The sequence below is a fragment of the Pseudoalteromonas rubra genome, assembly GCF_005886805.2.
Taxonomy (GTDB): domain Bacteria; phylum Pseudomonadota; class Gammaproteobacteria; order Enterobacterales; family Alteromonadaceae; genus Pseudoalteromonas; species Pseudoalteromonas rubra_D.
In genome coordinates this window covers 529,442-550,512 of the sequence record NZ_CP045430.1, presented here as the reverse complement: position 1 = coordinate 550,512, position 21,071 = coordinate 529,442, and the positions used below count along the sequence as shown (strand labels likewise).

General features: G+C 45.4%; 16 protein-coding genes. 7 read left to right on the top strand and 9 right to left on the bottom strand.

The window, feature by feature from the left end:
- Positions 1-221 precede the first annotated feature (221 nt).
- On the bottom strand, positions 222-836 hold the full coding sequence (locus tag CWC22_RS21505; RefSeq protein WP_125557686.1) for a flavin reductase family protein: 615 nt from the start codon (positions 834-836) through the stop codon (positions 222-224).
- Positions 837-940: 104 nt separating this feature from the next.
- Here CWC22_RS21505 and CWC22_RS21500 point away from each other — a divergent pair, with 104 nt between their 5' ends.
- Positions 941-1,864 carry a histone deacetylase gene (locus CWC22_RS21500; RefSeq protein ID WP_138539231.1) on the top strand — a complete coding sequence of 308 codons (924 nt, stop codon included), beginning with the start codon at positions 941-943 and terminating at the stop codon, positions 1,862-1,864.
- Positions 1,865-2,228: 364 nt separating this feature from the next.
- Here the strand turns inward: CWC22_RS21500 and CWC22_RS21495 are convergent, their stop codons facing one another.
- From CWC22_RS21495 to CWC22_RS21485, 3 genes are all read right to left on the bottom strand, one after another.
- Positions 2,229-2,660, bottom strand: a complete 432-nt coding sequence (locus tag CWC22_RS21495) for a hypothetical protein (protein ID WP_125557682.1) — start codon at positions 2,658-2,660, stop codon at positions 2,229-2,231.
- Between the two features lie 610 nt (positions 2,661-3,270).
- Positions 3,271-4,245 (bottom strand): helix-turn-helix transcriptional regulator, encoded by a 975-nt coding sequence (locus CWC22_RS21490; RefSeq protein WP_138539232.1) that lies wholly within the window; start codon positions 4,243-4,245, stop codon positions 3,271-3,273.
- Between the two features lie 302 nt (positions 4,246-4,547).
- Positions 4,548-6,662, bottom strand: coding sequence for a neutral/alkaline non-lysosomal ceramidase N-terminal domain-containing protein (locus tag CWC22_RS21485; protein WP_230090698.1), 2,115 nt, complete (start codon positions 6,660-6,662; stop codon positions 4,548-4,550).
- 486 nt (positions 6,663-7,148) lie between these two features.
- Between CWC22_RS21485 and CWC22_RS21480 the strand changes: the two genes are divergently transcribed.
- Entirely contained in the window at positions 7,149-7,532 is a 384-nt protein-coding gene (locus CWC22_RS21480) for a DUF4267 domain-containing protein (protein ID WP_230090697.1), read from the top strand.
- Positions 7,533-8,016: 484 nt separating this feature from the next.
- Here the strand turns inward: CWC22_RS21480 and CWC22_RS21475 are convergent, their stop codons facing one another.
- The 3 genes from CWC22_RS21475 to CWC22_RS21465 form a co-directional block, all read right to left on the bottom strand.
- Entirely contained in the window at positions 8,017-8,424 is a 408-nt protein-coding gene (locus CWC22_RS21475; RefSeq protein ID WP_010380361.1) for a VOC family protein, read from the bottom strand.
- A 72-nt stretch (positions 8,425-8,496) separates the two neighbouring features.
- Complete coding sequence (locus CWC22_RS21470) at positions 8,497-8,907, bottom strand: helix-turn-helix domain-containing protein (RefSeq protein WP_138539235.1); 411 nt, start codon at positions 8,905-8,907, stop codon at positions 8,497-8,499.
- A 317-nt stretch (positions 8,908-9,224) separates the two neighbouring features.
- Positions 9,225-10,358, bottom strand: a complete 1,134-nt coding sequence (locus tag CWC22_RS21465) for a fibronectin type III domain-containing protein (protein WP_049864327.1) — start codon at positions 10,356-10,358, stop codon at positions 9,225-9,227.
- Positions 10,359-10,634: 276 nt separating this feature from the next.
- On the opposite strand from CWC22_RS21465, the gene CWC22_RS21460 reads away from it, so the two are divergent.
- Positions 10,635-11,105, top strand: coding sequence for a GNAT family N-acetyltransferase (locus tag CWC22_RS21460; RefSeq protein WP_171045128.1), 471 nt, complete (start codon positions 10,635-10,637; stop codon positions 11,103-11,105).
- Between the two features lie 105 nt (positions 11,106-11,210).
- Here the strand turns inward: CWC22_RS21460 and CWC22_RS21455 are convergent, their stop codons facing one another.
- Both CWC22_RS21455 and CWC22_RS21450 read right to left on the bottom strand, forming a co-directional pair.
- Positions 11,211-12,332: a response regulator gene (locus CWC22_RS21455; RefSeq protein WP_138539237.1), complete on the bottom strand. Its 1,122-nt coding sequence runs from the start codon at positions 12,330-12,332 to the stop codon at positions 11,211-11,213.
- Positions 12,333-12,349: 17 nt separating this feature from the next.
- Entirely contained in the window at positions 12,350-13,429 is a 1,080-nt protein-coding gene (locus CWC22_RS21450; RefSeq protein WP_138539238.1) for an HD-GYP domain-containing protein, read from the bottom strand.
- A 91-nt stretch (positions 13,430-13,520) separates the two neighbouring features.
- Between CWC22_RS21450 and CWC22_RS21445 the strand changes: the two genes are divergently transcribed.
- From CWC22_RS21445 to CWC22_RS21430, 4 genes are all read left to right on the top strand, one after another.
- Positions 13,521-17,522 carry a hybrid sensor histidine kinase/response regulator gene (locus CWC22_RS21445; protein WP_138539239.1) on the top strand — a complete coding sequence of 1,334 codons (4,002 nt, stop codon included), beginning with the start codon at positions 13,521-13,523 and terminating at the stop codon, positions 17,520-17,522.
- Positions 17,523-17,742: 220 nt separating this feature from the next.
- The gene (locus CWC22_RS21440; protein WP_138539240.1) at positions 17,743-19,776 is read left to right on the top strand and encodes a S9 family peptidase; all 2,034 of its coding nucleotides are present in this window, start codon (positions 17,743-17,745) and stop codon (positions 19,774-19,776) included.
- Positions 19,777-19,827: 51 nt separating this feature from the next.
- Positions 19,828-20,586: an alpha/beta hydrolase gene (locus tag CWC22_RS21435; protein WP_138539241.1), complete on the top strand. Its 759-nt coding sequence runs from the start codon at positions 19,828-19,830 to the stop codon at positions 20,584-20,586.
- Between the two features lie 81 nt (positions 20,587-20,667).
- Positions 20,668-20,958, top strand: coding sequence for an energy transducer TonB (locus CWC22_RS21430; protein ID WP_138539242.1), 291 nt, complete (start codon positions 20,668-20,670; stop codon positions 20,956-20,958).
- Positions 20,959-21,071: the final 113 nt, after the last annotated feature.

Below are 21,071 nucleotides of genomic sequence, written 5' to 3'. Positions count from 1 at the left end.
CTTGTTCTTCTTGTGAGTTTTTGGCGGCCAGTATACCGAAACCGTGTGAAAGGGGAATCATGGTGTGTGAACTCGGTTTGAACTTATTGCTCTGAGCAATGGCAAAGACCATTCTGAAATACAGAGGGTTATTGTGAGTGAACACTTCACCAAAAGAGCTTGAGATGTGAGGGCTCAAGCGTACATCGAAAGAAAATGAGCCCTGGTTTCATTACCGAACTTTAAGCCGGTCTGACTTTCGCAAATGGGGCTGTGATCCCTGAGTACTCCCCACCACCCAGACGTGCCAGTGGAGCGGCTTTATCGGCCAATACTTTAATGCGTTGTTTGTGGTCCAGCTCAGTCACTTTGTCGCTCAGGTACAAACTGATGATTTTCACAAATACCAGATTTTGCGGAGTATCACCGATTTCCTGAATTTCATACAACTCACAGCCATAGGCGATATCACAATGCGCGATACGTGGCATCTCAAAGCCTGTGAATTCAGCTAGCTTTATATCGTTGGCTGTCACCTCTGATTCGCCATGCGGCAGCGTTGCTGCCGTTTGAGTTACCAGCTCAGCGTCATGCTCTGAGGCAATGTGTATCACACATCTACGTGTTGATTTGACGTTTTTTACTGTGTCTTTAATTTCCCCTGTCGGTTTTTTACCAGCTGAGAACATCAGTAAAGGGGGCGCACTGGATACCGCTGTAAAGTAAGAGAAAGGGGCCAGATTGTAGTTTTGGTCGTCGGATTCTGTTAGAACCCAGGCGATGGGCCTTGGGATCACGGTTTGAGTCATAAGGTGATATATCTGGGTTGGTGAAAAATCGGCAAAGTTCAGTTCCATAAGGCAAAATACGCAAAGTTTAGGTGATGATATGTTGCCATACTAACCACAAGGTGGAAAGATGCGCTACACTCTCGCCATCCTCGTTATATGTTGTTTTGGATATGTATATAAACCGTCAATCACTCAATACCAGCCTGCCGCTGGTGTATCACCCCAACTATTCATTCAGTTTCGATCCTAATCACCGCTTTGTGATGAGTAAGTTCGCTAATCTCTATCAGCAGGTGAGGGCAATGGGGTTGATTGGCGACAATGTATATCAGCCTGAGCTGGGGTCACCGGAGCCACTGGAAGCGGTGCACTGTGATACTTACTTATGGGATCTGTGGCGTAATCAACTTGATGCTAAATCGATGCGTCGTATCGGCCTGCCTTGGTCAGAGCAGCTCATGGCACGGACCTTTACCGCTCCGCTTGGCACACTCAAAACTGCAGAGCTGGCGCTGCAAAACGGTGTAGCCTGTCACCTGGCTGGTGGCACACACCATGCTCACTACGATTTTGGCTCAGGTTATTGTATGGTCAATGATTTAGTCTTTACTTCTACAACCCTGATAGAGCAAGGTAAAGTAAACAATGTGCTGATCTTTGATCTGGATGTCCATCAGGGCGATGGCACCGCAGCCATGCTTAAACATAACCCTTATGTGTTTACCTGCTCTATTCACTGCGAAAAAAACTTTCCGTTTCGAAAACACAACAGTGATCTGGATATTGGTCTGGCGAACAATTTGAAAGACGCGGACTACTTGCATATCGTAGAAGACACCCTGACAGGCTTGCTCGAAGACGTTAATCCAGATTTGGTATTGTATGACGCTGGGGTGGATATCTGGGAGCACGACGGTCTGGGTAAGCTGGATATCAGTTGGCGGGGTTTGGAGCAGCGCGATGCTCTGGTGCTCAAGACCTGCCAGCAAGCTGGTATTCCGGTGGCCACGGTGATTGGTGGCGGCTACGACAAAGATCACCTACGCCTGGCCCAGCGTCACGCTATTGTGGTGGAGCAAGCGGCGTTGTTATAGGCAATAACAAGTTTCCCATGTATTAAATGAGCTTACTGCTGACTCTTGAGCCTTGAATGAATTCACGAATATGGTGAGTTTTGTTGCCATTTTGGCGGGCAGACATATCAGATAGCTATAGCGTTATATAGTGCACTTCGGGGAGCTGAGTGTCAGATATAAAGATGACTAAAACCAATGTGTTACAGGCACGATAATTCTTTACTCAATTTTTGTATTACTTTTGGGCCGTTCGACAGTTTTATTTTGCTCACTTCGTGCCTGAGTGGCGGTTTGGACGGGAAGGTGAGCGTCAAAAGTTGCTCATAGCTTCCCTGTAAAATCTAACTCAAATAAAGGAGTTAGCTATGATAATGAGGTTTCGTTAGAACGGACTTTGTTGGTTAATTAATATCGATCTTTGTCCAATACTTGTGGCATCGCAGTGGAAGTTAGCTACCAAAGCGTCATTTTGGTTGTGTTCGTTGCTCCAGCGGATATAACCATATCCTACATAGCCTGACCCCATTTTATTCATTGAGATGGCGCCTGTTTTATTGGCAGGCAATGCAACAGTGCCAGTAACTGGGTTAGAACCTGAAAAAGCGTACCAGGAGGTAATGTTTGATGAATATGTATTACCATTTTGGTCGAATAGATCTATCTTAACCTGGACATCATTATCAGAAATATTGGTAATATGCAGGTGGCATGAAGAGTTGGTTCCAACATAATAGTGTGGAATTAATGCCTGCCCTGTACCTGAAAGTGCTGCGGATGAATAAATCAGAGAAGCTAAGATTAATGATTTCTTCATAGAGAAATTTCCTTTTTAAGTAGAGTTTATAATTTGAGTTTCTGGTTTTTTTAATACAAAAGTGTAGTTATTTCTACCAATTACTGTGGCAATTAAAACAACAGTACTGAAGTCATCAGTCTGGCCACAGTGTCGAAATTCACCTTCTGCCAGTACAGTATTTCACTATGATGATGCTGTATCAAGTTGTTTTTATTGTTTAATTATGGGATTGTACTATCATGATTACTGATGTGATGGGGGCCTATGCTGACACCTGTACTATCACTTGTGTTAATAAATATATTGAAGGTGTCGTTTTACTTTGGCCTGGCGTTTGGTAAATGATTTTTAATTATAAGGTTTTTCAGTATTTTATTTACGTTTGGTTTATTTTGCATTGAATTTTATGAGAGTTAAAGGTTTTTCAGACTCTCGGTATAATGGGGAGTTATATTTACCTGAGTATGAGTAAGTGAGACCTGTTGTTGAGTGAGCTCAATATTTCAGTGGTGCAAGTAAAGAGTAGTGCATTGGGAAAACATTAAGCTGTTAGTCGTAATTAAAAGCCTGTTGCTAAGTCCCAGTCATCACTGGATTTCAAAAGCCACATACGTCAATACTATTAAACCTATCTCTGGCTATCAACCAGTTGGGCAAGCTCACTGCGGCTGTTGATGCCAATCTTGTCGTAAATACGGTACAGATGATTAGACACGGTTGACGGGGCTACATCCAGTTGTCGGGCTACCTCTTTGAAAGTCAGGCCTTTGCACACCCATTCTACAATCTGTGTCTCGCGCTGACTCAACAAGTCTAAGGGGCCAGGTAGACGCAGTGTCACTATCATCAGCTCCCCCTGTGCTTTAAAAGAGACCGTCAGGTTATTAATATGCGTTGTAGAATTATCTTTACCTATGGCAAAGGGCAGGGTGACACCAGTACGATTAGGAAAATACTCGTTGAGCAGAGTAACAAAACGGGGCTGAACCTCGTGAAAACACCCATTGATGTCGCATATTGCGGAGGCTGCATGCGCTTTGTGATGGAGTATATTGCCCGCGTGCAAGTGTAGGAAAAAGGCGTGAGAGACGGCGTTGACCAGATGAAACACAAGTCGTTCCTGTAATTGGCGTTCGTGCTCGGTGAATATCTGCGCTCTGTCAAAACGGTATAAACTGAGCAGCGAGTACAGACCATTGTTCTGATCAAAATGTCCAGCAGCCAGGATACGTTCAATACCATATGGTTGAAATAATTGCTGGTATAACTGAGACTGATAAAAGTCATTGTCAGCAATCACATCCTGCATATTAACCGGTTTGCCAAGGTTATTAATTACGGCGTCTTTGATAGGGTTGATGGGCAGGGTTTGTTGCAGCTGACAGGCATAATCTTCATCCAGGCCAACATGGCAAACGTAATGAAAGTGAATATCGGCGCTGTTGCCGCTGCCCCAAAACGCGGCGTCAAAGTCGATGACCCGGGATAGTTGCTCTAAAGCCCATACGCGGTATTCATTGGGTGGTATGCGTGCGGCTTCACGGTAAAGTGTGCTGATGAAAGCTTCTGTGCTTTTTTCTGTGTTGGTTTTTTGTGTTGTCATAGTGGTTTTTAGTCATTTGGATTAAGCACTGAGGTGTGATTGTTTTGCGTCAGGTTTTTCCAAATAGAGTAAATATTTAAGTTTTTTAATTGATGATAGGGTGAATAAGATATTTTGTATATCCGATGTTGTCATGAATTAACGATGTAAAACTGGGTGAGTTCAGGTTGGGTATACTGGCGTATGGAGCGAGGGTGCTAGGAAAGTCAGATCAGGCGGGTGTTTTGATGAAGGTTATTGAATTTGACAAAAGCGCCGGTTTACAAAGGGCCATGTAAAACATGGCCGGGCAATAAACAAAATTAGTTCACTGTAAATGAGCGGCTCTGGCCTGAGTAACTGCGTATCTTGCCGCCCCAACCACTTTTCCAGTGACCTGTGTGCTTGATACGGTAGGTACCTCTGGGCATATCCGGATTGATAGTCCATTCCAGCTGAGCAAATGAGCAGGCCATACAGTCAGCGGCGGTATCGCGGATCCAGGTGAACTTAGTACTCAGGTCATTATCAGTTAAGACAGTTGACCAGCCACCGTTTTCATATCGCTGCACCTCCATAAAACTCGACATCGTTTTAAAGTTATTCTGAGGATGGCCAGAGCGAAACTTCACCTTAACTGTATTACCACGCACGTAACTGCTGTTGGCATCGCTCCAGGTTTGCCCAAAGGACTCCCACAACCGCTTATCATCATAAACTACACCAATGGCATAAACTTTTTGTTTGTTTGACCAGTCCAGCGGGCTTGGGCCGGTGTTGAGGTTATCGTCTTGTACCAGAGCCTTGGCAAGGCCGCTAAAGATTTGCCGATAGGCCGCCAGGCTATACTGACCAAACAGGGTATGTGCACCTTCGTAATACTGGATCTGATATTCCTCTTTGGTTGTGATATACCCGCCATAAGCATTCGCCAGCCCGGCAAAAACTACAGTGGTGATGCCACGAGGGGCAAGCGCTGCCTGTAAATCACTGCGCAGGCGGCGTGCTGCCATGGTGGTCATCTCGCCCGGAATCCCCACGAGTGCCATATTACCAATCTGAAAGAGCTGGAAGGGTAGGGTGTCTGTATACAGGTGTGCGCCGGAGCCCAGTTGTGTGGGTAAAAAGGTGGGTTTAGGATACTGACATGCCTCATGGGTTTTGCTGCCCAGCACGTTTTTATCAAATCCGAGCAGGCCAGCAAAATCATTAATGAACTTAAACGCACCGCCCACAGCACCTATTACTGTACTACGATCCCAGCTCGCTCCTTCATTGTCTTGTGTCATGCCTTCAAATACACCCGACTGGCCAGACGGGCCGTCATAGGTTGCTCCGGCTGTCATTGAAAATCCAATGGCACCCTCACATAGTCGTTGATTGCCATTTCCAGTGTACTGACCCAAAACGTTTAACCCAGGCAGTTTTACGTACTGAAAACGTACATCCAATGCGCCACTGAGTGCGTCTGTTGCATTGTTATAAAGGCTCAGCGCTTTGTTGTATTGCTTGTTTGCTGATAGCGCGACGTTTGCCTCATTGTTACCTTTGCCTGCACAGCCATCTTCCGGTCCACATACATTGGGCGAAACATCCCCTTCTTCGCTGTTTGCGAAGGCAGCGACAAACTGACCCGACAGAGGCCAGTTCGCCCCTTTGTGCTTTTCAAACAGCTGGGCAGCAACCCCTTTGTTGTCTCCGGTAATAAGTCGCTGATTCTGATTGCTCGATACATTATGTACACCAAACCAGTTGATCATACCAATTTCCTGGTCATTGCTTTTCACCAGTTTTAGCAAGGTCATGGTTTGATTGATCTGAGTGTCATAGTCATCGGCATCCGGGTTTTGGTTATATGCAGTCAGATTGCGGTTAACGGCCGCGCCAGATAATTCTCCCTGATTAATGTGAATACTGCCCACGCCTCTGTTCAGGTAGGCGTTACGGATGGACAGATATATGCCGTTGACTATGGTGTTATAATTATCTTCGTCATAACCTAGCGCACTCATATTAAGCATGATGTTGTGATCATAACCACCCGGGCCAACATGAACATGAGTTGCGCTAAGCATCACATTGTTTTGGTTAAAAAAAGGTGCAATTAGCGGGTCACTGGCAATTTTTTTGAGTACGCCCTGATGGACTCCTTGCGTAATGCTTTGCAGATCTGCACTGACGAAGGTGACAAGTTGGTTTGAGTTTGGTTTACCAATCACAAATGCACGGGACCAAAGGCGTGTGTGTATCCCTTTGGTGGTCTGCCCAACATCGCCATATCCTACCATGCCCCGATCGGCGGCCGGTCCGGTAATATCATAGATCCCCGAGCCAATGATCCAGTCACTATTTGCTTTTATGCCCAGGCTAACAAGTAGTAGCGCTAAGCCACTGAATTTGATCAGCCAGGCTTTATATCTTGCGTGTAAAGTAGTCATTCTAATCCCCCAGCCATACCAGGCAGCATGGCTGTTTTCGTTCATTGTTTAGGATAAGTACCCATATAAAATGGGTGCATTTGATACTCGCGAGATCGAGGGACTATTAAATCTTGGTTAGCAATGTAACGAAATAGTAATATTAGCCTAACAAGTTGATTTACTGCCTGAACGCGCAGCGACAAGTTCTCGCAGGACGGCGCACGATTTGGTTGGGTACAAGGTTTTATCTGTTAGCGATGGAAAACCAGCAGGTTTGAATGCTGTTCAGTGGAGATATGCGTGCCGGTTTTGCTTTGCTTCACATGTAGAAATTGGACACCAGAGTACAGTTAGTACATATAGTTACAAAACACCCTTTGCCATCTTTGCTGCTGCATTGTAAAACGACATTGATACTGCTGACGCTTGCTCCTGACTTTCATAAGTAAGGGCGTTTTTCAAACATAAATGAACCGCACTATTCCCAAAAAAGGAAATGAAAAGATGAATAAACTCGCCTTTATATTGGTACTTTTGATGGCGCTGTTACAGTGTTTTTATGCATTGTTTGCTTATGTCGATCCATTCGCATTTTCTGCAGTTCGAGGCACAGTGTTGGCGTCTCCGGAAGATCTGGACTGGGTACAGATCTATGCTTCTCGAACTCTGTTTGTGTCTCTCATCATTGGTATTTTATTGTATCTGAAAAATTACCAAGTACTGTTCTGGGCTGCATTGCTGGGAGTTGTTATGCCTATGACCGATGGGTGGCTTGCCTATCAAGCCGGTTCACCTTTCAGCGTGACTTTAAAGCACTTGATTACCGTGGCATATTTACTTGCTACAGCTGTTGTCTTGAGAGCTGTGGTAAAAAAGGCCAATGCTTAGAAACCACTGCTACCAAAGTTTTAGGGGAGACGATTGTGACGGCCAGTCCTGAAAACCTCAAGGTCAATATGAACAGCAATAACTTTCCCATGGGTGAGTAACTTCTGACAAAGCTTCGGGGTGCTCTCATTGGTCTACAAGCTTACTACTTTCCCTATGGGAACAATGATTAATTTTGGTAGTCTTGCAATTAGTGGGCATTACTAATTTTGTAAGCAGGCCTGTACACGTCCTATTTATATACAAAATTTCATATACTTTTTACATTGTCTGGTCTCGCGAAATTTGATTGTTGCATTGCTAGGTGATACTGCGTGTCTTATGTTTCAGGTAACGCCATGGTCGCCGTTGTTGTGATGTTTTTACTTGTGAAAAGGGTACTAAAACTCCTCACTTTTAATGCGTTGACTTTCAATAGAGACGTAGAATAAAAAACAGCAGTGCCGCAAATAGTGGCCTGCTGATTTTATTTACTGATCCGGTTTTATCTTTGTACCAAACTAAACCAGTTTCCGGAGTTGTCCAGACCCATGGCTTCTACGCCATATAATTGTTCTGTTGGTGGCTGAATGAATTCGACGCCTTTGGCGACAAGCTCTTCGTATGTTTGCTGACAATTTTCCGTTTCGAAAACGCCCGCGCCGAATGCACCTTCGGCAATTAAACTACGTATTTTTTCGGCAGCCTCTTTGTTAAACATGGGTCCTTCTTTTGGCTCTGCTAATACCAGCTGGAGCTGTGAATTCGATTTCGGATAGACAGTTAACCACCGAAAACCGCCTTCTACTTTCATATCATCACCGATTTCGAAACCAAGCTTATTTTTATAAAAATCAAGCGCCTCGTCCTGATTTAGTACATATATTGTGGCATGCGCTATGGATGTGATCATCTTCATATTCCTTGTTGTGAGTTCACCTTTATTGTATAGATAAAATCCAGCAAAGGTTTCTCCAATATTGCGCTATTTGCCTAAAAAGTGACGAGCATAACAGGCCGGTATGGCCTGAGCGGGAAAGCAAAATGGCTCAGCCGACAAGGCCCAAAGTTTGCGACGATATAAAGTCGGTGCCATGCCTGTTTGCTTTAAAAATAAAGAGGAAAAGCTGCCAAGACTTGAATAACCCACATGCTCACAAATCTCTGAGACACTGTGGTTTTCGGTAATCAGCAGTTTCTTTGCGTGTGCTACTCTGAGCCGGATCAAAAATTCATTGGGCGTTTCGCCATAAGTGTCCTTGAAAACCCGTAAAAAATGGTAGGGAGAGATATGCGCGTGCTGTGCCATATCAGAAAGGCTCAGTGCATTGTGGAAGTTGTCGGCAATGTGATCCCTGCCTGCTTTCACTTTTTTAAATTTGTAATTTGTGGCCATAACATTTAACGCTTATTCCCTGTAAAAATGACTGGCGTACTGACATTCTGTCAGGCCTGTTAATAGCCCTGTATACGCATCATTCATTACGATAAGCAAACAAATTACCACTGCTATACCCCTTACTCAAGCACAACCAGATTAGAAAGGCGACCTATAGAATAAACGAAAATTATGTCACTCATTCTGAAGAAAAGCCGACTTATATAGCTTAACAAATTTCAACGCTCCTTAGTTGCAGGCTAATTCATTACTCAATGGCGACTACCAACTTTCACTCAAAGCATTGAGGTTGGTAGCCGACGCGGATTAAAGCGTTAGTTACTTACAACGTTAGATGCAGGTGATGCGTTGTAGCAAATGCCACTTTGCGTACACGCTTTGACGCGATATTGCCTGTTGCCTGACCCTAAGTTTGACCAAGAGATACTGGACGTGTTTGGTGCGCTGTAGAACCGGTAGTCTGTCCAGTTATTGTTGTTGTACTTGATTGAAAGTACATACTGATAGGCACCAGGCACATCGTTCCAATCCACAATGATGGTATTGCCACTTAATCTGGCGTAAGGCGCGTTGGGTGTACCCAAGCCTGAGCGCACTGTAACTGTGTTTGAGATCGGCGAAGGTTGAGAGCAACCATAGCTATTACAAGCGACGACACGATAACGACGATTACCATCATTTAAGTTGTGCCAACTCATATAGGACGCTGAAGCCGGACTCGGAATATATTGATAGTCGGTCCAGCTATTGTTGTTATATTGAATGGCAACTTTATAGGTTGCACCGCTGACAGGTTCCCAGTTCACATTCACGCTGTTACCTGAAGCTGAGGCATTGATCCAGCCTGGTGCATCAGGCACACCAGGCACTTCATATTCATAATCAACGCCGATGGTGTATTCGAAATACATATAGTCTTCGCATTCAGCGGGGTTTCTATTGGCACACCGCAAACTCACGCTGTTGCTCAGCTGTGCTTTCAGGGTGAATGACAGATTATCTAAGCGAGTACCATTAAAAGGCAGGTTAACTGTTGAAGACCCTAATGAGTTTGCACCGTATGCCGACATAATGGCTTTTACCTGACCGGTTAGCGGATTAGGTAAATAGGGAGAAGATGCGCTAACTGTGAGAATATAATCGCCCAGCAGCAGGCCCCGGGTCAGTACTTGTCTATCCGCATAGGCAGTAAAACTCGCGCGAATATTGGTGATAGTCGCATTGTTTGGGACTTCACAGCTCTCGGCGCCAAAGACGGAGTACTTGGCGGTTGTCACGTAGTCATTGTTGTCCCAGCTCATAGGCGGCGCGCCCGGTTGGGTTCTGGATATTTCACAATATCCACTTTGTGTCGCTGCGGTGGCAGAGAAAGTGGGCAGGAGTCCGAGTGCCAGAGTGGCGCTCATGCACAGCGCTGAAGCACAGCTTGGTAATAACTTAGAGATCATACTTACTTTCCTTTTATAGTCTGTCCTAAAAAATGTGAGGCTGGCACATCTTGCCAACCATGAGAAAAGTGCACTTTTAATTACAAAGGCCATTTGATGTTATATTAAAATATTCATCAGGTAATTGATTTAATCGGCATTCCAGATGCGAATTTTCGAAGTTGAAAAGCCTTGAATGTTTAGTACAAGCAGGCAAAAGGCACGGAGTTATTACTTTCTTGCAAGTCTGTATCAATATTGAGACAGTTGACCTATTCAACAAACAGACAAGGAATGATGACATTGGAATTTTGTTTTCTCGCAGAACGACCGGAGTTTAAGGCGCTGGTTGCTCACTGGTATTTCAGTGAGTGGGGGGCGCTGGCACCTGGCGCCACAGTAAACTCGTTTGAAGATAAGCTCGCAGGGTATCTGCAAAAAGATGCTATCCCACTGGCGTTGCTGGCAATGCAGGCAAACAAACCTGTTGGCGTTGCTCATCTGCGCTTTCACGAAATGACCATTTACCCGGATAAAACGCACTGGCTGGGAGGTGTGTATGTCGCACCTCACGCAAGAGGGGAGCAGGTCGCCTCTGCGTTGGTACAAAGAATCGAGCAGTTGGCTCAGTCTTTTGGTGTCCGGGAACTACACTTACAAACCGAACAACAAGACGGCGGGCTTTACCAGCGTTTAGGCTGGCTGGCACAGGAACGAGTTAATTATCGCGGCGTGGATGTGGTTGTAATGAGCAAGTTGCTTTCCTGATTTGAGCCCCCGGTGTATGCGGTTTCTTTGCTTAGCATGGCACTCGCTTTCGATGTAAAAACACCCAGTGCCATGATGCATTTAATCCAGATATTACCCCCAGCGTTAATCGATGAGCTTATCCAGCTTGATAAAAAAGTCATTAAAGGTTGTCGACATGTCTTCTGAATGTGCTTGTATCTGTTGCAAATCGTCCTTTGCTCCGTCGAGGGTCTCGCGAATTGTCCGCTCTTGCGCATCGCTGAACCCAAAGGTTAGCATTGACTCCTCGATATCAAAGATAAGTCGTTCAATCAGCTCCTGACACGATTCATTATAATGCTTAAAAATGTGTTCGATACTTTCTAAATCTTTGCTGGCAATCTGACTTAGCTCCTTAAGGCCCTGGTTTTTTGCCTGAATAGCCTGAACATTGCTCTCCAGGCTTTTTAGTCTGGCATTCGCCCCTCTGACGACCAGAGCCAGGATGTCATTGAAGCGCCCATATTTCTCTTCGTCGTCTATGGGCATATTTTTAACCAGCAAGGAGCAATAGGCGCTGTTAAAGAAGCTCCGCTTTTCAATATTGATAACGGTTTTGCTCTCGCGGCCTTTTTTTAATAACTCGCGCTCAAGTGGGTTAATTACGCCAAAGTTGCTAAAATCCCGAAACTCTCCCAGTAACCCGAGCTGTACGGACGCTTTCAGGTTAAGGTTTTGACACAGCGCCAGGATGGCTGTGGAGAGCTCTGATAGTGTATTACACCGATATGTGTTTTCAATAAACTCAAGGCACAGTCCCAGCTCGCTGCAACTGGTAATGGCGGTCATTGTGACTTCTTCAGCGGCTTCGCAGTTTACTTTTAAAGTATCTATTTCATTGCTGTACTTCACCAGGCGTTCGATTCTGAAAGCCAGCTCGTCTGCATCAAATGGCTTGGTGATGTAATCATCACCACCCGCCTTAAAGCCTTCCAGTTTGTCGTCAATACAGTCTTTGGATGACACAAATAAAACCGGGGTATCGTTATGACTTGAAGCCTTGCGAATTGCCTGACAAACCTCGTAGCCGTTCATTCCCGGCATGACGACATCCAGTAAAACAGCATCGTACTTTCGTTCACTGAACAGTGCCAGTGCGTCTTCCCCATTAAATGCCGAAACGTAGCTATGTGTTTCGCCCAGCATGGTCATTGCGATGTCATGGTTTATCTCATCATCGTCCACCAATAAAATTGAGTAAGGCATAAGTCCCCCGTTCGATCTTAGTCCCGGTATTGTTGAGAAATCTTAAAAAATGCGCTTTCTTGTGCCAGAAATTCATCTAATAGTTCGGGGTCAAAATGACTGCCACGGCCTTCTTTCATAATCGCAATTGCGTCGCTGTGTTCCATGGCATCTTTATAAACTCGTCGACTGATGAGCGCATCGTAAACATCGGCAATGGCCATCAGCCTGGCACTGAGTGGGATATCTTCTCCTTTGAGGCCTTCGGGGTAACCTGAGCCATCCCACTTTTCATGGTGATAATGAGAAATCTCTTTTGCTGTTTGTAAAAAGCTGTCGGTCTGGCCTAATGCTGATTCGGCCGTTTCGATAGCATTGCGGCCAAACACGGTATGGCTTTTCATAATCTCAAACTCTTCAGCTGTAAGCCGGGCTGGTTTGAGTAGTACATTGTCCGGTATGCCAACTTTGCCAATATCATGCAGAGGTGCGGATTTGTAGTAAATATTGATGACTTCGGGGGTCAGTATCTGCTTATACTTTTCTTTGCCACTGAGTATGGTGGCGAGCAACTTGACATAAAGCTGTGTACGGCGAATATGATTACCGGTTTCCTGATCCCGGGTTTCTGCAAGGCTTGCCATTGCCTGAATAGTAACGTCCTGCAGCTGCGACATTTGTTCGGTCCGTTTCTGTACTTCTTCTTCTAAGTAATTGTTTTTGTTTTTAAGAATATCTTTAGATTCTTTGTTTAGCAGATGCGTATTTAGGCGAGCCAACAGGATGGGGGGGCTAATTGGTTTGTTGATATAATCACATGCGCCCAGCATAAAGCCCTTTTCTTCATCCGAGACGCTGGTTTTTGCGGTCAGGAAGATGACCGGAATTTCACAGTGAGACTCATGTGACTTCAGATATTTGATGACATCGTAGCCATTCATTTGTGGCATCACAACATCCAGCAAAATGATATCTATCTGATTGTTCTCAACAAGGTTAATCGCGGCTTCGCCACTTTTTACTGCCAACACACGATATTTGTCTTTGATAATTTCCGCCATGAAAGCCAGGTTCTCTTTCACATCATCTACTACCAGCACGGTCTTTAATTCTTCCATAGCCTCTGTTACCACTATGTTGCACGATTGCACGACGTACTCAGAAATATAGGTCTATTATTAGTGAAACGCCAAATAGGGATTGAGTAAAATGAAAAGCTTGAGAGCTAGCTTCTTTATCACTTTTTTAATGATGCTGGTTGTGAGTTGTGGGATCGGCTTGATGTCGCATTTTGTCAGGATAGAGGTCAATGCCTTATCACAGAAGCAAGCACAGTTATTTCAGCTTACGGAACTTGCCCATGAATTGAAACTCAGCTCGGATAACTTAACGAATTTTGCCCGGGCCTATGCAGTAACCGGCGATGAAAAATGGCAGCAGTTGTTTCAGTTTGTTTTGCTTGTACGGGATGGCAAAGTGCAAGCGCAAAGCGCCAATACTTTTGATTATTGGGATAATCTCGCGTCACCGCATGCCAGCTTGCCAGAGTTAGAGCGGATAGAAGACGGGCATAATATTATCGAGCGCTTCCAACAACTTGGGGCACAAGATTTTGAACTGTTGCAAATGCAAAATGCCCTGTCCACATCGAATGGATTAGTGGGGTTAGAAAGGCAGGCTTTTAATGCCATTCAGGGGATCTATCGGGATGAGTATGGGAATTGGGTGGAAGGAGGGGAGCCCGATTTAACAAGCGCGCAGAAGATTTTATTCAGCGATACGTTTTTAGCCGAAAAATCAAAAATTATGACCGCAATTGGCGAGGCGCACAGAGCCATTGCAACACGCCTTAATAATGAATTGCAAAGCCATCAAGACAGCCTCAGCGCTGCTTATATGTTCAGAAACATATTTAACCTGATTTTACTCATCAATATCGCATTGTCATTCTATCTGCTGTGGAAATTGTATATTAACCCCGTTGCCTCTATCCAAAAGCAGGTGGTCAGCAATGTGGAGCAAGGTAATTATAATTTTACGCTCGATGAATCCGTAAAAGGGGAGCTGTCGGAACTCTCTATGTCTATGAACAAGCTGCTTAATGACTTATCTGAGCAACTTGAGTTTAACACCATTATGAAGGATTTTGGTCTTGCATTGCGAGGCAAGAAAAGTCCGCATGATCTTGGTGAAGAGCTGTTACAGTTTCTGGAGCAGCGGTTATCTGTGCCATTACTTGGCTTATATGTGTTTGAAGATCAGAAAGCACTCAACCGAGTTGCCGGAACAGGCTATAGCAGCAGCTGCGCCACAACATACAGCAATTATGACTCCATTCACTTTCATGTTCTGAGCACTCAAAAGCCCTACTCTATGAAGTTTGAAAAAGAGCAATATGCCATCGAGTTGAACGGACAAAAGCTCTCGATTAGTGAGCTATATTACTTTCCGCTGGTGGTGAGTAACGACAGTATCGGGTTATTGGAATTGGGTAGCCTGGTTGAGTTGACAGAGCAGGACTACAAGTGGGTTAAATCGGTTATTAATGATCTGGCGGTGAGTTTGCAATTGACCCAGAATATTGACCTGCAGTCTAAAGCAGAAAAGCGTATTGTCGAGCAGCTTGAGTTGAATAAGAAAATTCTCGACGCCATCCCAAGCCCAATGTACTACAAAAATAGCGAAGGCCAATATTTAGGCGTAAATAGCGTTTTTAATCAATACTTTGGGACATTCGATGCCGATGTGCTGGACGCCACGGCTGAGGATATTTTCGATTATGAAATTGCTCAGGTTTTTGAGCAATCCCACCAGGATTTAATCGACAGAGAGTCAAACCACCATTATGAAATAACAATCGAGAATGCAGAAGGCGACCCCAGAAATTTCATTGTGTATGAGGCGTTATTTACCAATGCTGAAAATCGGCTGGCAGGCGTAGTAGGTTTGCTGCTTGACGTGACAGAACGCAAACAAATGGAGCAAGAGTTAAGGCTGGCTAAAGATAAAGCCGATGAAATGAGTACCGCAAAAGGGGAGTTTTTGGCAAATATGAGCCACGAGATCCGAACCCCGATGAACGCCATTATTGGTATGAGCCATTTGGCGCTCAGAACCGATCTTACCCCACAACAGATGGGTTATATCAATAAAATAGATCAAGCTGCGAAAAGTTTGCTGGGGATCATTAACGATATATTAGATTTTTCCAAAATTGAGTCAGGTAAACTTGAAATTGAACACATCGACTTTTCTTTGCAAGAGGTTCTGGACAATGTGGTCAACATCAATGTGATTCGGGTGCAAGAGAAAGGCCTGGAGATGTTGCTAGATATCGCCCCTGATGTGCCAATTAGCCTGGTTGGCGACCCCCTGCGCCTCGGGCAGATCCTGATTAATTTGTGTGGTAACGCCATCAAATTCACCGAGCAGGGTGAAATTACTATTTCGGTGACCACCGCCGAGCAAATTGAAGACCAGGTAACCTTAAAGTTCTCGGTGAAAGATACGGGTATTGGCATGTCTCGCGAGCAGCAAAATAAGTTGTTTCAGGCTTTTTCGCAGGCAGATGGTTCAATCACACGTAAGTATGGTGGTACCGGACTTGGTCTGAGTATCTGCAAGAAGCTTGTGGAGCTCATGGGGGGCTCTGTTGGTGTTCATAGTGAGCAAGGGAAAGGCTCGGAGTTCTTTTTCACTATAAAGAGTGGCTTACAGTCGGCTAAGCTCACCAATGTAATCTGCCCTGACAGTCAGCTCGCGGGTAAGCAAGCGCTGGTTGTTGATGACAATGAAAGTGCACGGGCTATTTTAACTAATTTGCTTAAAGCAATGAAGTTTCAGGTGACGTGCTCTGCCAGTGGTTCCGGTGCCGTTGAACTGGCGCAAGCCGGGGGCTATGACATTATTTTCATGGACTGGAAAATGCCGCATATGAGCGGTATTGATGCGATTAAACATATTCGGGCATTAGAGCTGGAAACAGAACCTAAGTATGTGCTTGTCACGGCATATGGAACGGATATTGGCATGAATTCAGAGGTGCATGAGCTTATTGATTCGGTCATTTTGAAGCCTGTGAATGCATCTGTACTGCTCAATTCGATCATGGAGTCTTTTCAGTTGTCGGAGCCGCAAGGGGGGAGTGAGTCATATAGAAAGGTCGACAACACCGCGCTTTTATTTGAGCAGCAGCATGTACTTTTGGTTGAAGATAACAGCACAAATCAGGAAATTGCCACAGAAATGCTGTCCTCGTTAAACCTCCAGGTAAGTATTGCTGAGAATGGTCAGGTTGCGGTCGAAATGATTAAGGAACAAGCGTTTGACATTGTACTGATGGATATACAAATGCCTGTTATGGACGGGTATTCTGCAACAAAGTACATCAGAAAGCTCGGTCAGTTTAATGCATTACCAATTGTCGCAATGACAGCAAACGTTATGAAGGAAGACCTTCAAAAGTGTCAATCTGCCGGAATGAATGGCCATATCGGCAAACCAATCAACTTCAATCAAATGGCAGAAACAATACGCAGCCACTTATATAAGCAATCTGAGCCTACTGATCCTGTTGCTTTGCAAACTGAAGCCCAGCTGGATAAGGGTAAGGAAGTGAAAAACGATGAGCAAATCGAAATAGCAGGTGTGGACGTTGAACGCGCTATTAAGAGGCTGGGCGGCAATGACAAGGCGTTTTGGAGCATTATTAAGAAATTTGCCAGAAACCAAATTGAGGAAACCATTAATTTGAATCAGGCGCTGGTCATAGGTGATCTGGAACATGCTGAGCGAATTGCTCACTCTTTGAAAGGCGCAAGTGCCAATTTATGCATGGATGACTTATCAAAACGCGCCGCAGAGATTGAAAAAGCGATTGGCAGCGGTGAGCAAGTCGAGTTGGAGCAGGTAGAGCATCTGACTGAATTCCTGAGGGGGCTACACAAGCAGCTGAGTGAACTAAATCAGGAAGATACGCCTTTAATTAAGCGAACAAATGTGGTTAGTTTAAAGGTAACGAAAGAAGATTTTACTCAGCTTGAAGCACTGCTGCTCAGTTGTGATATGCAATCAGTTGAACAGGTGCGTGAGCTTGCCGCCAGCCATAAGTTGGACGAGGCGACCAGCAAGCGGCTTATTGATTTGATTGAAGACTTTGAATTTGAAGAGGCTGCCAAGGTGGTTGCCCATTTGTTAGAAAAATCAGCGTAGTGAACCTATAGTGCCCATCAAGGGATACAAACAAAAGCGTATCAAGCTCAACCGATTAACAGCCAGACATAGGTTTGGCTGACTTAAGCGACATTCAATATCTTTGTGACTTTATAACACATCGGGTTTTTATTCCGTTTTATCGCGTATTGGATGACATCTGTATTCAGCTGAATAACTATGTGGCCTTTATTAAAATGATAACAATAGGAGGCTGCCCATGCCTTTTGGACTGAAACGTACTTTGCAATGTTCCTTACTGGCGTTTGCAACACTACCCGTATTGGCGCAGGCTAATGCCGGGCTACAGGCAGAAGATATTTTTGAGCTTGAATATGCAAGCGATCCGCAAATATCGCCTAATGGTGAGCAAGTGGTGTACGTACGTAACAGCAACGACGTGATGAAGGATGCCAAAAGACAAAACTTGTGGTTGGTCGATGCAAAAACGGGCGTACAGTCTCCGTTGTTTTCTGACGAAAACCGTTATCATCAGCCGCGCTGGTCGCCCGATGGCAGCAAGATAGCCTTTTTGAGTGATGTGTCTGGCAGCACTCAGGTGCACGTGCATTACATTGCGCAAAATCGCACAGCATTGTTGACTCAGTTACAGGCTGGGATCAGTGACTTGACCTGGTCGCCTGATGGTAAATGGCTGGCATTTAGCCAAAAAGTTGAGGAAAAGCCAGCGGTGATTGCCAAGATGCCGGCAAAACCAAAAGGCGCAAAATGGTCCGAGTCGGCCATTGTGATTGATAAGGCCTATTATCAGGCGGATGGACGCGGTCTGGTTAAGCCAGGATATCGGCAGATATTTGTGTTGCCAAGTGAGGGCGGTACGCCTCGTCAGCTAACATCAGGTAACTATCACCACAGTGGTAAGCTGGCCTGGCGCAGCGATTCAAAGGGCATCGTGTTCTCGGCAAACCGCATTGCAGACTGGGAATATAAGCGCTTGGAGGGTGACCTGTTTGAAGTTGACTTCGCGGGTAAGATCACGCAATTGACCAATGCACCGGGTCGCGAGCACTCTCCGAGCTTTTCAGAAAATGGCAAGCAGCTGGCGTTCTTAAGCTCATCGGGTGAGCTGAACCCGTATCGCAATCACAAACTGAACATTATGAACTGGCAAAGCAAAGAATCTCGCATGATTGCGAAAGACTTTGACCGTTCAATCCAAAGCCCAAGCTGGATAGGCAGCACTAAGCTGGCAATAGCCTATGACGACCACGGTATGCGCAAGCTGGCGACAATCACGACTAAAGGCAAAATTAAAGATCTGACCAATACGCTGTCAGGCACCACGCTGGGCCGTCCTTACCTGAGCGGTCAGTTCAGCGCCAACTTTGATGGTGAGATTGCCTTTACCAAAGGCTCAAGCTCGCGTCCGGCTGATGTCGCTGTCACAACCAGTAAAGGCAAAGTGAAATCGCTGACTGCGCTGAACGAGGACTTACTGGCACACAAAACACTGGGTAAAGTGCACGAAATCACATACAAATCATCGTTTGATGGTGAGCAGATCCAGGGCTGGTACATCACGCCACCAAATTTTGATCCGAATAAGAAGTATCCATTGTTGATGGAGATCCACGGTGGTCCACACCTGGCTTATGGCCCACATTTCTCGGCTGAGTTACAACGCTACGCAGCACAGGGCTATGTGGTGTTTTACGACAACCATCGTGGTAGTAGCTCATATGGTGAGCGTTTTGCCATGCTGCTGAAATACAAGTACAGCTCAAAAGAAGACTTTGCCGATCACAACTCTGGTGTTGACGCCATGATTACCAAGGGCTTTATTGATCAGGATAACCTGTTTATCGCGGGTGGCTCTGCAGGCGGTATCGCCACTGCCTATGCCATTGGCCTGACAGATCGCTTTAATGCTGCTGTGGTTGTTAAGCCAGTGATCAACTGGTTGAGCAAAGTACTGACGGCCGACAGTGGTCTGGTGCAGATCCCCACTCAGTTCCCAGGGATGCCGTGGGAGCATGTTGATCATTACTGGGAGCGCTCGCCGCTGTCTTTGGTAGGCAATGTTACCACGCCAACCATGTTAATGACTGGAGAGGAAGACCTGCGTACGCCAATGGCTGAAACAGAGCAGTTCTATCAGGCACTAAAACATCGTAAAATAGACTCCGTGCTGGTGAAAATTCCGGGTGCACCCCATGGTATCGCCGGGCGTCCCTCGCGGATGATCAGTAAAATAGAACACACGCTCGCGTGGTTCGAAAAGTACACAAAATAATGGAAAAGCCGCGCAATGCGGCTTTTTTTAACGAGATAGTTCAGGAGTTTTATGAAGTTTCTAAAAGGATTTGGTGTGGCAGCTGCCTGCTGGTTGAGTACAGCTGCGGCCGACGTTCAACCTGCCAGTGTTTACGATAAAGCCCGTGATAGGGCCATTCCGGTGGAGATCACTTATCCCGAATCTCAGGCACAATGCAGTGGACAAGCCCTTTGCCCGGTGGCGTTCCTCGGAGCAGGCTACGGTATGTCGCATACTGATTACACCTTTTTATCCAAAGTGCTGAATAAACACGGGTATCTGGTGGTCGCAATCGGACACGAATTACCGGGCGATCCGCCGCTTTCTGTCTCTGGTAATTTGTTTGAAACGCGCAGTGAAAACTGGCAGCGTGGTGCAAAAACACTGGCGTTTTTACACGAAGAATTGCAACACAGCATAACCGGATACGATTTTAATAATTTAACTTTGGTTGGCCACTCAAATGGGGGTGATATTTCTGCCTGGCTGGGAAATGAAGGCAAGCCCTATGTTAAACAGATCATTACCTTAGACCATCGCCGTGTGCCATTACCAAAAACTAAGGATATCAAGGTGCTGTCTATACGTGCCAGCGACTTTCCGGCAGACTCGGGCGTGCTGCCCAGCGAAGCGGAGCAAGTCGAGTTTGGCAGCTGCGTGGTGACCATTCCCAAAGCGCGCCATGATGATATCGCTGACTTTGGTCCAGGCTGGTTGAAGGATAAGATCACGCAGCTGGTGCAGTTACATCTGGATGGGAAGCCGTGTTCACAGTTGCAACAAGCATAGGGGCTGATAGAAAGACAATGACGGTGTGCGAGCCACACTGTCATATTCACAAACTAATCATAATAATAAGAGCACCCTCATATGAAATACTTACTGACCGCGCTGTTTACCCTGGTTTTTATCGGTGGTTGCACGTCAACTCAGCAGGCAGATCCTCAGATTAAAAACGGCTATGTTCAGATGCAATTCGATATTAACGAGCAAGGCAGGCCCGAGAATATTCGCATCATTGAATCGAGCCATAATGGCTTATTTGATCAAGAAGCCATACGCTCACTAAAAAAATGGAAATATAACCCTAAGACAAAGAATGGCACACCCGTCAGGCAGACCAACCAAAAGGTACGGCTGGAATTTGATATTAAAAATTAAGCAGGTAGTTCGTGAACGAATTTATTTCGTTTTGTTCTGCTTATAGGCAATTTGACGCGGGGTTCTTCGTTTAGTGCCTATTCTAGATTTGACTTTCAGCGGGCACAACAAAG

Coding starts and splice junctions, on each gene's coding strand:
- CWC22_RS21455 (WP_138539237.1), bottom strand. CDS start 12,332: ATGCCTTACTCAATTTTATTGGTGGACGATGATGAGATAAACCATGAC.
- CWC22_RS21500 (WP_138539231.1), top strand. CDS start 941: ATGTATATAAACCGTCAATCACTCAATACCAGCCTGCCGCTGGTGTAT.
- CWC22_RS21435 (WP_138539241.1), top strand. CDS start 19,828: ATGAAGTTTCTAAAAGGATTTGGTGTGGCAGCTGCCTGCTGGTTGAGT.
- CWC22_RS21475 (WP_010380361.1), bottom strand. CDS start 8,424: ATGATCACATCCATAGCGCATGCCACAATATATGTACTAAATCAGGAC.
- CWC22_RS21450 (WP_138539238.1), bottom strand. CDS start 13,429: ATGGAAGAATTAAAGACCGTGCTGGTAGTAGATGATGTGAAAGAGAAC.
- CWC22_RS21480 (WP_230090697.1), top strand. CDS start 7,149: ATGAATAAACTCGCCTTTATATTGGTACTTTTGATGGCGCTGTTACAG.
- CWC22_RS21445 (WP_138539239.1), top strand. CDS start 13,521: ATGAAAAGCTTGAGAGCTAGCTTCTTTATCACTTTTTTAATGATGCTG.
- CWC22_RS21505 (WP_125557686.1), bottom strand. CDS start 836: ATGGAACTGAACTTTGCCGATTTTTCACCAACCCAGATATATCACCTT.
- CWC22_RS21465 (WP_049864327.1), bottom strand. CDS start 10,358: ATGATCTCTAAGTTATTACCAAGCTGTGCTTCAGCGCTGTGCATGAGC.
- CWC22_RS21495 (WP_125557682.1), bottom strand. CDS start 2,660: ATGAAGAAATCATTAATCTTAGCTTCTCTGATTTATTCATCCGCAGCA.
- CWC22_RS21460 (WP_171045128.1), top strand. CDS start 10,635: ATGACATTGGAATTTTGTTTTCTCGCAGAACGACCGGAGTTTAAGGCG.
- CWC22_RS21485 (WP_230090698.1), bottom strand. CDS start 6,662: ATGACTACTTTACACGCAAGATATAAAGCCTGGCTGATCAAATTCAGT.
- CWC22_RS21490 (WP_138539232.1), bottom strand. CDS start 4,245: ATGACAACACAAAAAACCAACACAGAAAAAAGCACAGAAGCTTTCATC.
- CWC22_RS21470 (WP_138539235.1), bottom strand. CDS start 8,907: ATGGCCACAAATTACAAATTTAAAAAAGTGAAAGCAGGCAGGGATCAC.
- CWC22_RS21430 (WP_138539242.1), top strand. CDS start 20,668: ATGAAATACTTACTGACCGCGCTGTTTACCCTGGTTTTTATCGGTGGT.
- CWC22_RS21440 (WP_138539240.1), top strand. CDS start 17,743: ATGCCTTTTGGACTGAAACGTACTTTGCAATGTTCCTTACTGGCGTTT.